The following is an 18,744-nucleotide window of genomic DNA, read 5'->3' as shown; positions in this document are numbered from 1 at the left end:
ATATACTATAGCTGAATTACATTTGATTATTATGGCATCAGGAAAATTAAGGTTTTTTGCAGTTGCCCTTCTCTGCCTTGCGGCATTATCGGGGATGGCTTCAGCAGAGCAGCCTCTTGGAAATCAGCTTGGCTGGTACACCTTCCATACCAATGTGGACGGGGCAACCATCTATGTAGATGGTCTTGCAGTGGGAACAACAGTGAACCAGGAGTACACCTATACGGTGTATCTGGACGGCAGCCCGTCAAGTATGCCAACGACTGCATATGCGGCAAAGGCAGGCTATACAAACAGTCAGGTTACAAGCCTGAGCACCCCGTCAGTTGGTGAGACTGTTGATTATTATTTCACATTAAATTCACAGGGGCCGACGACAGGATCAGTTTATGTCTCGTCATCCCCCAGCAATGCGGCACTCTATGTTGACGGAACGTACTATGGAATGACCCCTCACACCGTTGACGGACTCTCCACAGGTACGCACTCTGTCAGAGTTACAAGATCCGGTTACCAGGACTGGGGATCTACTGTATCAGTCTCAGCAGGGCAGCAGTCTTCAGTCACAGCAACCCTTGTTCCGGTCAACGATCACGGAACAATTGCAGTCACCTCGACACCAACACGTGCATCAGTATATCTTGACGGAAACTATCAGGGACTCTCTCCGGTTACAATTTCCGGTGTTACAAAAGGTGCCCACATCGTTGAGCTTAACAAAGCCGGCTACTATGAATGGTCAGGACAGGTAAATGTCTATGCCGGACAGGTGACCACAGTGTCAAGGACATTATCTGCAATTCCAAACCCTTCAACAGGTACTCTCTACATCTCCTCAACACCGAGCGGGGCATACATCTACCTTGACGGGTCATATATTGGCGTTACGCCGTACTCAGGCAGTTATGTCATTGACAATGTCGCAAGCGGGACACATACAGTTACCCTGAAAATGTCAGGTTATTCCGACAAATCAGTATCTACTACAGTTTTAGGTGGCGGGACGGCAACCGTATCTGTGAATATGGATTCAACCACTCCGACTCCGGCGGCAACAGGAACACTTGATGTCACATCCAACCCTACAGGTGCAAATGTCTATATCAATAATGAATACAAGGGCATTGCACCTTTCCAGCAGTCAATGGCAGCAGGTCAGTACAGTGTGACCTTCAGGCTTACAGGATACTCTGACTCAACAGTTTCAGCAACTGTCAATGCAGGCGGCACCTCCTCTGTTCAGGGCAATCTTGTGCCTGTTTCACAGCCTACACAGAGCGGGCTGCCTCCATTTGCAGTAATTGGTGCAGTCCTTGCAGCAGGACTTATCTTCTGCATAGGGAAGATTAAGAGAGATTAAAATTACCGGAATTTATTCCGGTTCATAACAGACATTTTTTTTCCGGTTCTGACAAAGACTAATTATAAATGAAAGTCTCTGTCATCTCACCTGAAATATATACATACGGAGCCATGCTCATAGGCGGTATTCTCCGTGACGGCGGTCATGAGGTAACGATAGCCAATAACTTTGCCGGCGATACTGAAGACCCCGTAATGCTCAGTCTGTATTCCACCCAGCATCTGCTGTCTTCAGAAATTAAGCAGTTTGTCCGGAATAAGAGGGCAGAAGGCGGAACTGTTGTCATCGGAGGGCCGGTCTCGGCATACCCTGAGATGGTAATCGGTGAACTTGAGCCTGATTTTGTCGTCATCGGGGAAGGCGAGGAGACCGTTATTGATCTCCTGGATTCCGGATTTTCAAAGGATATTGCAGGAATTGCTTTTAAGGATAATTCAGGCATAGTAATCCGGGAAAAGAGAGGTCAGGCATCTGTGAACCGTGGACTGCCATTAATTCCGGCTGACATCAGCGCCCAGAGCATCCGCGGTGCATCCGCATATATAGAAACCCACAGGGGCTGCACAGGCGCATGCACCTTCTGCCAGGTTCCGAGGTTTTTTGGCCGGAATATCAGGAGCAGGAAGCTTGAGGATGTACTGGCCGAAGTGAGGGAGTTTAAGAGGATGGGCGCTACGAGGCTCTCAATTTCCGGCGGAACAGGATCGCTCTACATGGCCGATGACGGTAAGTTCAATGAGGATGCCTTTGTCGGGCTTTTAAAGGAGATGGCTGCCATTATGGGGCCGAGGAATATATCATCGCCTGACATAAGGGTGGACTGCATAAGTGAGAGGGTGCTTGATGCCATCCGGGATTATTCAATCGGCTGGGTCTTCTTTGGCATTGAGTCCGGTTCTGACAGGATTCTGCGGGAGATGGGCAAGGGTGCAAATATTCAGGCGGCATCTGATGCGGTCTTTGCGTGCCGGGATCATGGGTTAAAGGTTGCCGGCAGTTTCATTGTGGGACACCCGAAGGAGACTGAGGAGGACTTTGAGCTTACCAAAGATTTTGTAACCGGACATTCCCTCGATGATGCCTTCGTCTCGGTTGCAGAACCTATTCCGATGACACCGCTTGCCGATCTTGTGTTAAAAACACCACGAGAAGATAATCCGGTGTATATCCCGCATGACGGCGAATACAGATCACTGAAGCTTACTGAGGCAGAAGCAAGGTCATTTGACCTTCAGATGCACGCCGATATGTTCAAACCGGGACTTCATGTGGTGACAGATGAGGTATTCAATGCTTATCTTGCAGGTGTCAGAAAAGACGGGGAGGAGGTCAGGGCTGCAACTGAGCTTTTATTCCGGTATTATGGTAGCCAGTATTAACCCTTAATAATTCAGGTATTATCCTGAATTATCTTTTTTAAAGTATGAGCTGATGCGGTCAGCGACATTGGCCCTCAGGTTACCATAAAATATCGCGTAGTCATACATATGGTACACACCTTTTGGGAATGTAACGCTCGTTGCCGGAAGTTCTTCAGGGTGAGAAATGTCTGTTAAGATAAGGTCACTGCCTACCACCTGAGCTGCTGCGAAATTTTTGTACCTGTTCGGCGTTTCCGGGTGTTCATGCCTAAAAAACGCTGCCTCAATATTGGATGATGCAGGTGCATACTCATTATCCGTTTTCCATGTCAGAGGGTTTACGACAAAGGTCCCGGGGATTATCGTCGGAGCTTCTCTCTCTTTGTTTTTTTCATCGGAGATTGAATTATAGGTTATAAAACACCCGGTATCTTCTGCATTTTCACATATTCTCATCAGGGGGTTTATGTCAAGGTCCTCCTGTGTTATAGAATAACCTATAGTATAGGCTGCAATAAGCTTCTTTAATGAATCCTCACTGCCTGTCAGGAGTTCTCCTGCCTTTGAGAGTTCAACAACCCTGACAGATCCCTGGCTGTGGGCGGCAAGAATTATCGGCCTCTCACCTCTATTGATATTTTTCAGGAAGTAGTCAAATGCCCGGATGAGATCCTGCTGGCCCAAATCGAAGATCGGCCTTGCAGCGGTGAGCATTACGGGATTTATTTTGACATTGTTCTGCCTGTAATAAGGTGCATAGATGTTGGCCTGACCGTCAAATATGCTCGCCTGCTCAACAATTGTCCACTCTGCCTTCTCCCTCAGACCTGGGTCTGTTATGTCCATTAAGTAGGTCGTATCATCAGAGAGAATAGTCGGGTACACCCAGAACACATCTACCGGCTGCCTCTCCCTGCTGAAATGATCCGGCAAAGTAAGCCAGCATTCCGGTCTGTTGTAATCAGGTGCATTGGTTACATCCTTTTCCGGATCAAAGGGCGGCAGGGTTACGGGAATACCTAATTTTTGTCCTTTTAAATCTTTTAGTGTCATCATATCTCATCCTCCCGGATGTTAACTTCACAGGTAATCTGTATTCTCAAAGATTTTTATATTTTGGTTTTTTATCTGCCTCTGATTCCGGATTATTTTTTATTCTGAAATCTGCTATTGCCTGTCAGACTACACAATTAATTTACCATCTGAGCGAATACATTTAAACAAGTTTAAGATGTTTGGACGGTTCATAAAGAAAATACCCAAAAAATACCGTGATTATTTTATTTTCCTTGGTCCCGGTCTGCTTTTAGCAATTGCTGCTGCCGGAGAGAGCGGGATAGCAGAGGCAGTTGAGATTGGGGCACATTTCGGTTTTGAACTGATATGGGTCGTAATTCTCACCATTATCTTTAAGTTTGCTTTTGCAAACGGAATTGCACGCTATACCTTTGCAACCGGAGAGACAATATTTGACGGATTCAGGCGGCTTCCGGGTCCTTCCAACTGGGGTTCATATCTGGTAATGATAATTTATTTCCTTGAGATGTTCGCATTCGGAGGAATGCTCATCTATGCAGGAATATTTCTGGACTACCTGATTCCGGGAATCTGGCCCTCCTGGTTTGTCGGTGTCTCTTCTATTGTTCTGATTCTCTTCCTGCTCTGGAAGGACTCATATGAGCGGGTTGAAAAGCTCGTAATCTTCCTTGTTCTTGGTCTCTTTGTCGCGATAATGTACTGTCTCTTTGAGTTTTCACTTCCTTATGGTGCAATAATTGAAGGGTTTAAGCCTGATATTCCGGAAGGCTCAGTCATTGCCATTATGGCTATGATGGGTGCTGTGGGTTCGGGATTAAACCTTCTTTTATATTCTACATGGCTGCATGAGAAGATGGAAAGCACTTCTGAGGAGATAAATTATAAGCGGTTTTTAAAGAGTATCAATCTCGATCTCTGCATTGCATTCACAATTGTGGGGATTATTACATTTCTTTATATGACCCTTGGGGTCAGTGGCTTTGCTGTCTCATATCTTGGCCACGGCGAGGCGATAACAATTGACAGTATGGTATCGCAGGTGCTCTATGTCCTTGCATATATCCCATATGGTATTGTGATCTTTCTTCTCTCCGGATATCTGATCATGTTTGGTGCAACCCTTTCAGGTATGGACGGGCGTGCAAGGGCGATCTCACATATAATTAAAGATTCAACCCCGGTGAAGAGCAGTGAAAAGGTGATCTACAGGATCTGCCTGCTCATCTTTACCGGCATTATTCTTACTGCAATGTTACTCTTTGATCCGGTGGCTCTTGTGCATCATACTGCTGCATTTGCCTCGGTGATGTTTGGCATTCTTGGCTTTATGATAATATATCTCGATCTTAAACTGCCTGAATATGCCCGTGGGGGCAGATTATGGATTCTTATCACAGGTGCAGGCAGTATTGTATTTTTGTATGTCGCAATGATTCTTGAGTCAAGCCTTCTGACATTTGGCCTGCCGCTCATTGAGAGGCTTCTTGTTATTGGGTTTGTTATCTATGCCTTTTCAAAGACTGATATGTTTCAGAAGTTTCTTGACGGGCGGGCTGATTATCTCGATAAAATCTGGGCTGTAGCAATTTTTGGTGCGATATCCGTCTATGGTACATATCGTGGTATTCCGTTTGACGGTCTTATCATCAATTTCAGGGATACAGGGCCTGCCATTGCCGGACTTTTAGGTGGCCCTCTGGTAGGCGGGCTTGCAGGTCTGATCGGCGGACTTTACAGGTATTCGTCAGGCGGCTGGACTGCCACTGCCTGCTTTGCCGGGACTGTTGCTGCCGGAATTATAGCCGGATTATATATAAGATGGACCAGGGGCAGGCTTACCTATTATCATGCAATAATTCTTGGCATTATTATTGAAAGTGTTCATATTCTCGTGCTTCTGCCGCTGTTAACTGAAGGGATTACATTTGAACAGTATGTCGGTGTGGTTGTTGCGGCATTTCCGTCAATGGTTCTTGCAAATACGGTCGGGCTTCTCATATTTGTATATATCCTCAGTGATCAGGGCCGTGAACTCCTGTATGAAAGATTTTATAAGAAATATTCCGGAAAAATCAGTGAAGATTCTTTGCAGGATGGGGTTTCTGCTGAAGAGAAGAGATCGTATCTTATGTGCAGGCTGAATTTACGTAAAAGCGGTGCAGAAGGGGAAAATAAGTCCCGGACTGATGAAGAGAAAGAAACAGGTTCTTCTGACATAGATGACAGTTCCAGAGAGGCGGATAAATGAAGCCCGGAAATATATGTGAGATTCTGACTCCTGTAAATATAGCCGGCCTGATAATTGTAGGGCTGGTTGTCTTCTTCTCTGCTTATGATATACTGATAATTGAGCCTGGGGATTATCCGGATGAGATTGTTATAGGGGCAATTCTGCCGCTTTCAGGTTCGCTCTCAAATTATGGTCAGGAATTTAAGCAGGGCATTGATATGGCCGTTGATGAGATAAATGGTGGGGGCGGGATATCCGGGAAGATGGTTGAAATTGACTATTTTGACAATATTGGCAATCCCTATATGAGCAAGTGGGCAATTAATTATTATGCGGATGAAGGAATTCCTGCGGTTATCGGTGCTGTTTCAAGTACTGCAACGGTGGCAATTGCACCGATAGCAGAGGAGAGAGGTATTGTTTTAATCTCACCGTCAGCCACAAATCCGGCCCTTTCGGATTACAAAAATTATGTCTTCCGGACAATCTCGTCCGATAAATATCAGGGGCGGGGTATTGGAAAACTGCTCTCAGTGCTCCATCCGGAATTAAACCGCGTGGCTCTCATTTACTCTGATGATGACTATGGGGCCGGCCTCAGTGATTCTGTATTTGAGACATATCCGAAGTATGGCGGTCATTTCATTCTGGTTGAGAGTTTTGATCCAAATATATACGATTTCAGTGCTCTTATAGAGAAGATTAAGGGAGCAGATCCCGACGGCATAATTCTGATCGGATACTATGAACAGGCGGTAAATATCCTGAAGGCTGCTGAGGATGCTGAGGTTGATGCAGTCTGGTTTGGCTCTGAAGGGCTTATCAATGACGGCCTCATTGAGGAGATCGGTGACTATTCAGAGGGTCTTACTGCAACGATGCAGTCCAGTCAGATTCATTCTGATGCTTTTGAAGAGCGGTATTATGAGAAATACGGAAATGATGTGATTAACTGGCCTGTTCCCTATGGTTATGACACCACAAAGATTCTCTCCGAAGCTATTGCAGATGGCGGTTATGATGCCGGTGAGATTAAGGATTCATTAAAGGAGATCAGGTATCTCGGTCTCTGCGGGCCGCGTCATTTTGATGAAAACGGCGACATATATCCTGCATATGATGTTCTCACTGTAACGGATGGTGAATGGGAGAGGATTAAATGGGGAGAGATTGTCTCTGATGAGTTAAAGGAGACTTATGGGCACTGAAGCCGGAATTTTGGGCGCATATCTGGTTTAAATCCGGAAAAATATTTTTTCTCTCCTGTTATCTTATACTGGGCCGTTTTTTCTCATTTTAAAGCTGCTTTTGGCGATCACACTCAGGTATGCCGCTGAGCTTAGCAGAATTATTGCAGCACCTGAAGGGACATCAAGGTAATATGATATGAGTATGCCCGTTGTTGTGAATACTGCTCCGAGTATGGCAGAGAGTATCATCATTTTTTTTATGTTGGAGGCATACCTGTGGGCTATCGCTGCCGGAAGTGTCAGAAGTGCGATTACAAGTATTATGCCGACGATCTGTATGAGCACAACTACGGTGAGTGCGATTATGCAGAGTAAAAGGAGCATAAAGCGGTCAGTGCTGATGTTCATTACGGTTGCATACTCCTCGTCAAAGGTTACTGCCACCATCTGGTTAAAGAAGAAGGATACAATAATTATCACTGCAATTGCCAGAATTCCGGTGAGGATGATGTCAGATTCCGGCACAAGCAGTATATTTCCAAAGAGATATGTCATAAGTCCGGGTGCGTAGCCGGGGGTCATATATATGAGCATTATTCCGAGTGCCATGCCTCCTGCCCATACAGCACCAACAAGTGTGTCCAGGTTTTCTCCGGCTTTCTTTCTGATATAGTTTATTCCGCCGGCGGTTGCAAGGCTGAAGAGTGCCGCTCCTGCGATAGGTTCAAAGCCGAAGAAGTAGCCTATGCCTATGCCTCCGAATGCGGCGTGTGATATGCCTCCTGAGAGTGATACCATCTTCTTAACTATTACAAATGTCCCGGTGATGCCGCAGATTATGCTTGCCAGAACTCCGGCTATGAGTGCATTTCTTAAAAATTCATATGCAAATATTTCAAGCATGGGAATTTCACCTATTTCTGAATGATTCAGTTTTTCTCATAATTATCTCTCTTTTTTCAGGTCTGAACCGGAATTTTTACTGCCGGTGTAGTTGTCCCGTTCATCATGCTCTTCAAATACCCTGTGCGGAATGCCGTGTGCTATGAGTTCAACCGGACATTTGTATGCAGAGTCCAGCATGTCCTGGGAGATCTGGTTTGTATGATGGGTGTAGAGTTTTCTGTTGAGGCATCCGACATAGTCAATATTGGATGAGATAACTCCTATGTCGTGTGTTACAAGGAGGATTGTCATCATGTCGTGGAGTTCTTCAAGCATTTTAAAGAACATTCTGTTTGTTGGGGTGTCAACATAGACTGTCGGTTCGTCCAAAAGCAGCATTTCAGGTTTTCCTGCAAGTGCCCTTGCGATTATTGTCCTCTGCTGTTCCCCGCCGGAAAGTTCTGAGAGATTTCTCTCTGCGAGGTCTTCAATGCCGAGAATTTCGATGGATTCTCTTGCAATTTTTATGTCCTCTTCCCTGTAGGTTTTTCTGATTCCTTTTATATGGCCCATTCTTCCGGAGAGGACCATCTCCATGACAGATATGGGGTATCCGAATTCAAATGTCCGAAACTGCGGGACATAGCCGATAAGGCTGCGGTTCTCCTCCGGAGTTTTGCCGAATACTTTTACAGAGCCTGAGTCTGGCTTTATCAGGCCGAGTATGACCTTTAACAGTGTTGTTTTCCCACCGCCGTTTGGCCCGATTACTGCGTGGAATTCACCTCTGTTTATAGTGAGGTTTATACTGTCAAGGAGGGGATGCCCTCCGCCCATAACTGTGAGGTTATTTATCTCAATTGCCGGTTCTTTCATCTGTTATGCCTCTGAAAATACTTCGGCTGTATTTCTCAGGTTTTCAATGTAGTCTTCCTTTAACGGGTCCACTGTCATAACCCTGCTGCCTGTCTCTTCTGCGATGACTTCGGCACTTTTTCTGTTAAACTGTGGTGATATGAGAACTGTATTTATGTTGTATTCTTCTGCCTGGTCTATCACTGATTTTATTCCGGCCGGTGTCGGCTCTTTTCCGTCTTTTTCAATTGCTATGGTGTTAAGGCCGTATTCTTCTGCAAAATATCTCCATGCAGGATGATAGACGAGTATGTATTCGCCCCTTCTCTCTTTCAGTTTATCTGCTATTTCAGAGTTTAAGGTGTCAAGGCGGCTGAGGTAATCCTGAGTCTGTGACTCAAATTCTGCTCTGAGTTCCGGTTTTATCTCAATGAGGCCCTCTTTTATGTTTTCTGTCATTATTTTTCCGTTTGAGACCGAGAGCCAGATGTGTGGGTCTGTATAGCCTTCTTTATTGTCAGCGTCTTCATCTGATCTTATGAATTTCACTCCGGAAGAACAGTTGATTATCTTTAGGTCCGGGTTAAGTCCGGTTATCTTGTCAAGCCAGTTTTTCTCAGTTTCAAGGCCTGATCCAACGATTGCACAGGCATCCGCAACTGACATCTCCTGAAGTGTTCCGGGGGAGGGTTCGTATGAATGCGGGTCTGCACCGGGCGGAACAAGTGTTTTTACTGTTACGTAATCTCCGCCGACGGCCTCTGCCATCTCTTTTTGTGGTGGTATGGTTACAAAGAGTAGTATGCTGTTATCTTCCATGCCGGAATTTTCACCTTCCGGTTTTGTTTTCTTTGGGTTTTCTGTGCATCCTGCGGTGATTATGAGCACTGTGAGGATTAGTGCCGGTATAATTATTTTATATTCTGGTTTCAATTTGTGGATACTCCCTTTTTTATTTCGGGTGGATATTTCAGGATTTAATATTATTTTTTTGGTTCTCATATAGGTCCCTCTGAAATTTCTTTGGTTTCTGATAATTTTTCGTTTTTAATTTGGATATAATGTTTTATGGGCGAAATTTTTTGGGTTTTATGTCGTATTTCGTAAAAAAGAATATAATCTTTCGGGTCGTATTTTCGGACTGAACAGGTTACAAAGGATTTGATTATTATGCGTATAACAGGATTTCTGGCGGCTCTTCTGATTGTGGCTGCCTGTATGGTTATGGTTTCGGGCTGTCTTGATAACAGTCCGGGAACCGGTCAGGGTCTGAATAAACAGGACGGAAGCGGTGGCGGGCAGAGGATGAACAGCCAGAATGATTCTGGCGGAGGATTTGACGGCGGTCAGCATATTCAGAATGGTTCGGGATATGCCGGTGGTCAGGGTGGATTTAATGATTCTGAATATGTGACAGCTTTTAATCCGTCAGGTTTTAAACAGAGTACTGATGCTTATCCCGTTGGAAATCTGACTGAGGCTGAAGCTGCTGATATTCTCTTTATGGCTGAAGAGGAGAAGCTTGCACGTGACGCCTATCTGTATTATTATGATAAATGGGGTCAGCCGGTCTTTTCAAATATTGCCTCGGCAGAAGAGACTCATATGGACAGTATGGTTGTTCTTATTGAGAGGTATAGTCTTGTAAATCCTGTTGAGGGTGAGGTGAGGGGAGTGTTTGAAAACCCTGAACTTCAGGCACTCTATGATGGTCTGGTAACGTCCGGCTCGGTATCTGAGACTGATGCTTTAAAGAACGGTGCTCTTATTGAGGAGATTGACATCATTGATCTCGATGATGCGATTGCCGGGACAGATAAGCAGGATATTATTCTTATCTATGAGAACCTGAGACGTGGTTCAGAAAATCATCTTCGGTCTTTTGTCAGCAATCTTGAGAGGAATGGTATCTCTTATTTACCGCAGGAACTATCAGAGGATGAATATGATCTGATTATGCAGGGGGATATTGACAGAGGGCAGAGGACTCTGTAGGGGGTTTATATTCTTCTGCAATTTTTTTAGTATCTCCGGTGTTACAGTCTGTTGTGTTATCGTGGATTTTTTCCGGGATAATTATTCAGACTTCATTATTTATGTCTGTGTATGTGTCTCTGATGTCTCCGGATATTTATCAGAGACTTCCTTTTTTTAAACGGCATATTGGGCTTAATTTTTTGTTTTGACTGTTATTTGATCTCTGTTTTTGATGTCTGGAATCGAAGGGCTAATCCTGGTTTAAATTGTTTTTAATGCCCGGATTTCTGGTCTATGAGGGGTCTGTACCGGTGGTCTGTACCCGGAGGATGTCTGCTATGGTTGATGCAGGGAAAGAGGAAATACGGGCCGTTATGTGGGTGTTGTGAATTGGGCATAAAATGGGGTTTAATTCTTATTCTGGTCTGTATATTTTAAGTTATATGTCCGGTTTATACCGTTATATTCTTTCATCTGTCAGATATTTTGTTATGTGAATATTTCCGGAAACTGTTTTATATGCTTTGTTTATAATTTATATATCTGGTAAAAATATGAGTAAATATTCCGGTTTTATGGTCAGGGTATGTATTGTGCCTTTTATTCTGGCAGTTTTGTTTCTCTTTGCCATTCAGGCGGGTGCCGCTTTTGCAGCTGATGATTCGGCTGCTGAAAAATCCCCGGATGGTATGGGATACAGGTTTGAGAAGGACGGGTGGACATATCTTCACATTGAGGGCTCACCGTATGAGAGGGGTTATCAGCACGGGTACCTGATGGCACCCGAAATTTTGGAGATTATGGAGAGCATCAGGTATCTGACGTATTATAATACGGGGATGGATTTTGATTTCTTTGCGGAGAATTCCGTCCGGATGTATGTGCCAAATATTGATGAGGAGTATATTCTTGAGATGCAGGGTATTGCCGATGGTGCAGATGCTGCCGGTGCCGATGTTACATTTCAGGACATATTAGGCTGGAACTCCTACAAGGAGACTGTGGGGTACTGGTGGCCGATTGTCAAATCCGGATATTACAGTGAGATGGATTATGATATGGAGGCGTGCAGTGCCTTTGCTGCCACTGGGAATTATACGGAAGACGGCGGTGCGGTTGTGGCGCATACCACCTGGACACCGTATGAGCGTGCAAGGTTTTTCCATATCATCGCTGATGTGAAGCCTGATTCAGGCCACCGCATTCTTATGCAGAGTGCTCCGGGCCTGATTGACAGTTCGACTGATTTTCTGATTACTGATGCCGGGCTTATGATTACAGAGACTACGATCTCCGGTTTTAACAAATATGAGGAGAACAGGACACCTTCGTTTATGAGGCTAAGGAAGGCTTCGCAGTATGCTGATGACCCTGATTCTTTTGTCACTATTATGAATACCAACCGGAGCGGCGGGTTTGCAAATACCTGGCTTGTCGGTGATGCGAATACCGGTGAGATTATGAGGTTTGAGCAGGGTCTGAAGTTCTTTAATGTCTCAAAGACGAAGGATGGCTGTTTTGTCGGGGCAAATTCCGTAGAGGATGCAAGGATCAGGAATTTTGAGTGTTCAGGTCTTGATCCTACAGATGTAAGGGGCAGTGTTGCTTCAAGGATGGTGCGGCTGCCTCAGCTTATGGAGGAGTATAAGGGCAGGATAAACCCGGAGAATGCGAAGGCTGTTTTATCTGATCATTATGATGTCTGGCTTTGTGAGGAAATTCCGTCATCACGAACGGTTGAGGGCCACTATGAGCTTGACCCAAATCCGGTTTACAACCGGCAGCCCTATAAGCCGTCCGGTTCGTATGACGGCAAGACTGTAAATTCAGCTATGGCTCTGAATATGAGTTTCAATGCACGGTGGGGTGCCCCGTCCGGAATTGCATTTGATGCTAAGAGTTATTTGGAAGAGCATCCCCAGTTTGGATATCTTGACGGTTATCTCGATTCATTCCCGACACGATCATGGAATGTTTTTGAGGCCGGAGAGATGGTCTGAGGTTTTGTGCCCTGAGGTTTTTCAGACATTTATAAAACCTTTTTCCGGGCTTTAAATCTTTTTTTGATGGTCTAAGGTCGTAAAATCTGTTTTTGGATTGGTAATGTTTTCAGGATTTTTCTGTTTTTTGTTCCGTTTATAATCTTAGTAAATTTCTGTTTTTGATGGCGTTATAATCTATGTAAAAGAGGTATTATGTATGATTATAATCATAGTAAATTCTGATGCCTAAATGTCTTGATCTTCTGGTTTCATTTAATCCCTGGTGGAGAGGGGAGATGCTCAAAACCGGAATTATACGTGAAAAATATTTCCAAAAGATCAGAAAATACCTTGATACTGGCGAAATTCTCGTTTTAAACGGAGTGCGTCGTTCGGGGAAGACGACTATTCTCTTTCAGACTGTTGACGAACTGGTCTTAAAACGCGGAGTTTCACCTGAGAAAATTCTCTTTGTAAACTGTGATGATCCTCTTCTTTCAGAATTTGAAAATCCACTTGAAACTGTGATTGATACTTACAGGAAGGATGTGTATGCCGGGGATGATGTCTGGCTGATTCTTGATGAGGTACAGAGTATTGATGGGTGGGAGAGGTGGATTAAGTCTTATTATGACCGGAAGCTGTTTAAGATAATTATCTCAGGTTCTTCTTCATATCTTATGGATTCAGGACTGTCTGCTCTGCTGAGCGGGAGGTATCTGCCGGTTTCTGTGTATCCTCTTGATTTTTCAGAATATCTGATGTTTAAAGGGTTTGATTATTCCAAAGATCCTGTGGCTCTTGCGGGAGATAAGTATAAGATAATAAACCATCTGTCTGATTATCTTAAATCCGGAGGTTTTCCTCAGGTTGTTTTGCAGGATGATGAAGAGATAAGAAATGATTATCTGAGGGTGTATTATGACAGTATTGTTTACCGGGATATTGTCCGGATTCAGAATGTCAGGAATCAGAAGGCCTTAAGTTTGCTTCTGGTCTATTTTTTCTCTAATTTTACATCCGTTTATTCGTACAGGAATCTGTCGGATGTTCTGCAGGTCGATGGCGGGACTATACGTGAATACATACATTTTGCTGAGATGGCAAAGATACTCTTTGAGGTCCGTTATTTCAGCTATTCGTTGAAGACGCAGGAGAGGAACCAGAAGAAGATCTATTGCATAGACAATGGTCTTAGAAATTCCGTATCTTTTGCTTTTTCAAAGGATGTTGGCAGGCTTGCTGAGAACCTTGTATTTGTTGAGCTTATGAGGCGTGGTTTTTCTCCATACTACTGGAAGAAAACGGGAACAGGAAAAGAGGCTGATTTTGTCATAAAAAAGAGGGACGGTAGCCTTCAGGCGATTAATGTTACCTATACTGATGATATTAAAGAACGGGAGACTGCCGGACTTATTGAATTTTCAGGGGAGTTCTCAGAGAAATGTCAGATTGGTAAGAGTTCCGGTTTTACTGGTGCTGTAGATCTGCTGCTTCTCACAAAGGATACTGAAGGTGAGTTGGATGGTGGTATCCGGATGGTTCCGCTATGGAAGTGGCTGCTCAGTCCGGACTCCTCCGGGTCTGTCTGATGTTTCTGTGTTTTATGGATATAATTCGGGGTAGAGCATGTATTTCCAGACCGGAATTATGATTATCTCTTTTCCCTGCATGTATTTTTCGGAATTAATCTCACGTTCAGTAACATCCCCGGAAACTTCTTTATATAATTCCTGCTGCTGTAAGATTACATCCAATAGCTGTTCTTTGTCTGTGTCTCAATCTGCTGTTGAACTTCAGGTTATATGATCGTTCTTTACTAAAGAACAATTATTTATATTGGGTATGTCAGTGGTAAAGAACGGTTTTTGCAGGGCCGGAAGTAAGTCATATATTTTAGCAATTCTGTGCTGTTCGGCTATAATCTTTCTGAAGAATGCTTTGCATAATTGATCAAAAAAAGAAAATATGGGGATAATAGTATGAAGCGAAGGGGAATGTACGGAGATATTCCTTTTCAATTGCATAAATGATCTATATATCGACTTTTCGTAACTGTGCACACAGATATTTTCCGGATGTTAATATCATTCAGAAAACACGGCGAAAGGCTTTATTTTCTGAATTATCTCATCTCTTGCTTCTATTTCCATGAGAATGGAGTCGCCATACTCGATTGTGTGCACAACGCTTTCATCATAAAGCCATGACACCATGGATATACTCTCTTCGGAAACCGGGATGGATATTTTGCAGTGTTCCCATTCCGGAAGTTTCTCATATAATCGCTGTTTAAGTTCGTTAAGACCTTCTCCTGATTTTGCAGATATCATGACCGGGGCAGGAGTAAGGGAACTGATAACTTCCACTTTTTCCTGCAGTTCTTCATCAGGGAGAAGATCGGCCTTGTTAAGAGCAGTAACTATTACAGCACCCTCTGTTCTTTCCCTGAAGATATCATGGCTGACAGCAAGTTTTTGTCTTATAATATCCATTGGATCACTTATATCCACCACAAGAAGAATGACATCAGCCAGGAATATTTCGTCAAGTGTTGACCTGAAAGCATCCACCATCCAGTGCGGGAGGTCCTCGATAAATCCCACAGTATCTGTCAGCAGCATTTTTCTGCTGTTTACTGTGAGAGAACGTGTTGTAGGAGATAGTGTCGTAAAGAGCATGTCCTTAACTATTGTCTCTTCCTTTACAAGTGACTGGAAAAGAGTGCTTTTCCCCGCATTCGTATAACCTGCCAGAGCTACAAGGGAAAATCCCCTTTCATGCCTGAAAATGCGTTGTGACTCGCTCCCGCTTCCCTGCTGAAGTTCGGCCCTGATCCTTGTGATCCTTTTCCTGATGTCCTGCTCATGGGAATTTTCGTAACTTCCAAGACCCATAAATCCCTGTTTTTCATCCTTCTTCTGCATGGAAACGATAGACTTTACTTTAGGAAGCTCATATCGCAGTTTTGCAATCTCTACCTGTAGTTTTGCACGCTTTGTAGTGGCTCTTGCAGCAAATATCTCCAGGATGAGCTGTAATCTGTCCATTACTTCGCATTTGCATGTCTCAGATATGTTATAGATCTGCGTCACTGACAGCTGGTTGTTAAAAATTACTTTTTCAGCATCTAAAGATTCCACAAACTCCGCAAGTTCATCCACCTTACCACGGCCTATCTGGTAATTCCTGTCAGGCTTTTTTGACTGCACAAATGTGCCCACGACCATATAGCCGGCAGCATGTGCTAATTCCTTAAGCTCTGCCAGTTTCCGGGAATTTGCAGCGGTGTCAGCATTTGGATCATTTCGCTGGGCAACAATAATTCTTTTCATATTACATCCATGAACCTGATCATTTGTACGAATTCTGTATCGAATGTCATTTAATTCCTCAATTTTAGTAATTTTATATATTCTCTATTTTGTGGTTTGGCAAATCCTCTATTCAACAACATTGTTGTTTCATTATATGGTTGTGATATATATTTGTTGATTCATTGTGTGGTTGTGGTATATATTTTTTGTTTCATTATGTGGTTGTGGTATATATTTGTTGTTTCATTATGTGGTTTGGTATATATTTGCTGTATGGTGGTGTTGTGGGATCTTCACATTACAATATTATAAATCCTTCTTGTAATTATATTGTCGTAATACTCAGAAAACCGGTGAAGGGCCCAATTATCATAACAACTCATAGAATACTTCTTTTGAAACTTCACAGTTTTTGATTATTTATACAATGAGACCAACGGGATATCTTCTCCTTTATGGTAAGGTACAGCAGTTGTTTTTCCATCCGGATGCCTGATAAAATAATGACTTCCTTTTATTCTTATATTTATAAATCCAAGCCTTTCAATGGCCCTGCAGACTTTTTACGGAGATTTTGGTGATAGTTTCATGACTGAAAATTCCCAAAAAAATATTTGGGAAGATATTCTGAGATGATGGTTTATTTCATACTGTTATTTCGATTTGCTGAAGCCCGATAAATTCCAGTGGACTGATTGCATCATCCTCATCAATACAAAGTTTTACAGCTTCTCTGATTCGGTCAATGAGAGTGTTTAGATCTTTAGCCTGAGTATGGCATCCCCTTAGCTGCGGTACTTCCGCTATATATATGCCATCTTCATCCCTTTCTATAATTACAGTAAATCTATGGGTTTTCTTCTGGTCGCCGGACATTCCAATCAGATGATAATTGAATTCAATGCGATATTATCATTAGTAGTGTAAAACCCTGGAAGTAAAATGGGTGAAGTTATTTAATATGGTTCAGGTTGTAATAGGTGGCGGGAGCCTGTGAAGGTATTATCTGATCAAATGAAGGATGGGAGTGGTAGCTAAGTAAATATTGATTATAAAGTGGGTGGTAATATATACCAATAAAAAAAGTAATAAATCACAGATATTTCTATATTGTGAAGTAAAGAACGCTGCGGCTACACCGGATAATAATCATGAAAGAAGATACTGATAAAATAAAAGTTAAAATAGCTTCAAAAAGTAAATCAGGGTCTGCTGTTTCAATATCTATTATTGCTGATTATCTGAACACACTCCAGACCATCATGTATATTTCAGGTGATTATCTTGAGGGAAATAAATATCGTACTGGTGGTAATTTTCCCAATTCCGTTAAAAAACGATGTGATCTGGTTGTAAATAATTTAAATTATGGAAGTTTTGAAGCAATAATTGGCCTTTCTGACTCTCAAACATCACTACCATTTCCTGATTTTCCGGAAAAGGGCACAATAGGCAAACGTGCTTTGAAAATGACAGAGGAAATCATTAAAATTTCGTCAGGTCAGGATGAAATAGCATCAAATATTTTTGATATATTGCCTGATGAATTCCGGGTTCATAAATGTCTTCAGGCACTTGATACCATCTGGCCTGATGAAAAATCTGAATTTACACTTGATGTTGGATTCAATGAATACAGAATAAAGTTAGATCCTGTGAGAAAACCAATTATCCAACAGGCAATAAAGAAGAAACCAGAGAAATATCAGGGAAAAGTAACTGGCAGGTTAATTGATATCAGGGTTGATAGAAAACGCAGGTGCATCATTGATACTCCTGATGGAGAAGTAAATTGTAATTATGAACAGGACCTGCAGGATGTAATTTTTCATAATTTAACAAAACTTGTTACAATATCCGGAATGATTGAACAGGAAAAGAATAAGTATACAATTGAAATTACTGATAAAACAGCTTTACAACCCACTGATTCATTATTAATTTCTGAAGTTGATTTTGGGGAAGGAAATATCAATAAACTAACCCATCCACTTAAAATTCTTGTTGAATATGAAGATGAGAGTGAAAGCTACATAATATCAAATGAAGAATTCAAACTCCTGGCCATTGTACCAAACTTAAAGGAAGGAATAGAAGAAATCAGTGAAGAATTGATAGTTCTGTATAAAGAGTATGTTAATGAAGATGTTTCAAATTTGACCGAAAGCGCCATTCAACTAAGAGAGCAGCTCCTGAAGTTATTTGGTGAGGTTTCTTAATGACATCCCGAAAGAATTCCAAAATACAGAGAGCTCTTCTGAAAAAAGGTTTTGAAAAGGTAAATACAGATCATAGAGTACTGATTTTTTATCATGACGGTAAAAAAACTCCAGTTCATACGAAAGTAAGCCATGGAAATAAAGAGATCAGTGATCAGTTGATTGGTCAGATGGCAAAACAGGTTTCCCTGACGAAATCACAGTTTGAAAATGTTGTTGACTGCCATTTACAGCAAAATGATTTAATTAAAATATATTCTGAAAAAGGAATATTATAATTTTACCATTTATATGTTGATACACATTGTATTGCAAATTAAAATTTCT

At 42.7% G+C, this 18,744-nt stretch carries 17 protein-coding genes; 9 read left to right on the top strand and 8 right to left on the bottom strand.

Features of this window, described 5'->3' with window-relative positions:
- Window positions 1-31 precede the first annotated feature (31 nt).
- The gene (locus L6E24_RS04570; RefSeq protein ID WP_257743541.1) at window positions 32-1,360 is read left to right on the top strand and encodes a PEGA domain-containing protein; all 1,329 of its coding nucleotides are present in this window, start codon (window positions 32-34) and stop codon (window positions 1,358-1,360) included.
- Window positions 1,361-1,428: 68 nt separating this feature from the next.
- The gene (locus L6E24_RS04565; RefSeq protein WP_257743540.1) at window positions 1,429-2,742 is read left to right on the top strand and encodes a methyl-coenzyme M reductase glutamine C-methyltransferase; all 1,314 of its coding nucleotides are present in this window, start codon (window positions 1,429-1,431) and stop codon (window positions 2,740-2,742) included.
- An 18-nt stretch (window positions 2,743-2,760) separates the two neighbouring features.
- Here L6E24_RS04565 and L6E24_RS04560 read toward each other — a convergent pair whose 3' ends face one another.
- Complete coding sequence (locus L6E24_RS04560; protein WP_257743539.1) at window positions 2,761-3,780, bottom strand: DUF3089 domain-containing protein; 1,020 nt, start codon at window positions 3,778-3,780, stop codon at window positions 2,761-2,763.
- Window positions 3,781-3,955: 175 nt separating this feature from the next.
- Between L6E24_RS04560 and L6E24_RS04555 the strand changes: the two genes are divergently transcribed.
- Window positions 3,956-6,010, top strand: a complete 2,055-nt coding sequence (locus L6E24_RS04555; RefSeq protein WP_257743538.1) for an Nramp family divalent metal transporter — start codon at window positions 3,956-3,958, stop codon at window positions 6,008-6,010.
- Complete coding sequence (locus tag L6E24_RS04550) at window positions 6,007-7,200, top strand: branched-chain amino acid ABC transporter substrate-binding protein (protein ID WP_257743537.1); 1,194 nt, start codon at window positions 6,007-6,009, stop codon at window positions 7,198-7,200. The genes L6E24_RS04555 and L6E24_RS04550 overlap by 4 nt, the downstream gene beginning before the upstream one ends.
- A gap of 63 nt (window positions 7,201-7,263) precedes the next feature.
- On the opposite strand, the gene L6E24_RS04545 is transcribed toward L6E24_RS04550, so the two are convergent.
- Genes L6E24_RS04545 through L6E24_RS04535 form a run of 3 tightly spaced genes read right to left on the bottom strand, consistent with a single transcriptional unit; the run spans window position 7,264 to window position 9,855 of the window.
- On the bottom strand, window positions 7,264-8,085 hold the full coding sequence (locus L6E24_RS04545) for a metal ABC transporter permease (RefSeq protein WP_257743536.1): 822 nt from the start codon (window positions 8,083-8,085) through the stop codon (window positions 7,264-7,266).
- A 42-nt stretch (window positions 8,086-8,127) separates the two neighbouring features.
- A complete protein-coding gene (locus L6E24_RS04540; protein ID WP_257743535.1) occupies window positions 8,128-8,943 on the bottom strand; it encodes a metal ABC transporter ATP-binding protein in 816 nt (271 codons plus the stop codon).
- A 3-nt stretch (window positions 8,944-8,946) separates the two neighbouring features.
- Window positions 8,947-9,855, bottom strand: a complete 909-nt coding sequence (locus L6E24_RS04535) for a metal ABC transporter solute-binding protein, Zn/Mn family (RefSeq protein ID WP_257743534.1) — start codon at window positions 9,853-9,855, stop codon at window positions 8,947-8,949.
- A gap of 237 nt (window positions 9,856-10,092) precedes the next feature.
- On the opposite strand from L6E24_RS04535, the gene L6E24_RS04530 reads away from it, so the two are divergent.
- The 3 genes from L6E24_RS04530 to L6E24_RS04520 all read left to right on the top strand — a co-directional run bounded on the left by L6E24_RS04530 (window position 10,093) and on the right by L6E24_RS04520 (window position 14,473).
- Complete coding sequence (locus tag L6E24_RS04530) at window positions 10,093-10,917, top strand: DUF2202 domain-containing protein (RefSeq protein ID WP_257743533.1); 825 nt, start codon at window positions 10,093-10,095, stop codon at window positions 10,915-10,917.
- A gap of 536 nt (window positions 10,918-11,453) precedes the next feature.
- Window positions 11,454-12,899: a C45 family autoproteolytic acyltransferase/hydrolase gene (locus L6E24_RS04525; protein WP_257743532.1), complete on the top strand. Its 1,446-nt coding sequence runs from the start codon at window positions 11,454-11,456 to the stop codon at window positions 12,897-12,899.
- Between the two features lie 224 nt (window positions 12,900-13,123).
- Window positions 13,124-14,473 (top strand): ATP-binding protein, encoded by a 1,350-nt coding sequence (locus L6E24_RS04520; protein WP_257743531.1) that lies wholly within the window; start codon window positions 13,124-13,126, stop codon window positions 14,471-14,473.
- A gap of 12 nt (window positions 14,474-14,485) precedes the next feature.
- Here the strand turns inward: L6E24_RS04520 and L6E24_RS04515 are convergent, their stop codons facing one another.
- From L6E24_RS04515 to L6E24_RS04505, 4 genes are all read right to left on the bottom strand, one after another.
- On the bottom strand, window positions 14,486-14,638 hold the full coding sequence (locus tag L6E24_RS04515; protein ID WP_257743530.1) for a hypothetical protein: 153 nt from the start codon (window positions 14,636-14,638) through the stop codon (window positions 14,486-14,488).
- 330 nt (window positions 14,639-14,968) lie between these two features.
- On the bottom strand, window positions 14,969-16,216 hold the full coding sequence (gene hflX, locus L6E24_RS04510) for a GTPase HflX (RefSeq protein WP_257743529.1): 1,248 nt from the start codon (window positions 16,214-16,216) through the stop codon (window positions 14,969-14,971).
- A 398-nt stretch (window positions 16,217-16,614) separates the two neighbouring features.
- Window positions 16,615-16,716, bottom strand: coding sequence for a type II toxin-antitoxin system HicA family toxin (locus L6E24_RS14760; RefSeq protein WP_373021258.1), 102 nt, complete (start codon window positions 16,714-16,716; stop codon window positions 16,615-16,617).
- A gap of 127 nt (window positions 16,717-16,843) precedes the next feature.
- Window positions 16,844-17,074, bottom strand: coding sequence for a type II toxin-antitoxin system HicB family antitoxin (locus L6E24_RS04505; RefSeq protein WP_257743528.1), 231 nt, complete (start codon window positions 17,072-17,074; stop codon window positions 16,844-16,846).
- Between the two features lie 275 nt (window positions 17,075-17,349).
- On the opposite strand from L6E24_RS04505, the gene L6E24_RS04500 reads away from it, so the two are divergent.
- Together L6E24_RS04500 and L6E24_RS04495 are read left to right on the top strand one after the other, a co-directional pair.
- A complete protein-coding gene (locus tag L6E24_RS04500; protein ID WP_257743527.1) occupies window positions 17,350-18,417 on the top strand; it encodes a hypothetical protein in 1,068 nt (355 codons plus the stop codon).
- Window positions 18,417-18,695, top strand: a complete 279-nt coding sequence (locus L6E24_RS04495) for a type II toxin-antitoxin system HicA family toxin (RefSeq protein WP_257743526.1) — start codon at window positions 18,417-18,419, stop codon at window positions 18,693-18,695. The genes L6E24_RS04500 and L6E24_RS04495 overlap by 1 nt, the downstream gene beginning before the upstream one ends.
- Window positions 18,696-18,744 lie beyond the last annotated feature (49 nt).

Origin of the sequence: Methanoplanus endosymbiosus (assembly GCF_024662215.1) — an archaeon.
Lineage (GTDB): Archaea > Halobacteriota > Methanomicrobia > Methanomicrobiales > Methanomicrobiaceae > Methanoplanus > Methanoplanus endosymbiosus.
This window is presented reverse-complemented; position numbering and strand designations above follow the sequence as displayed.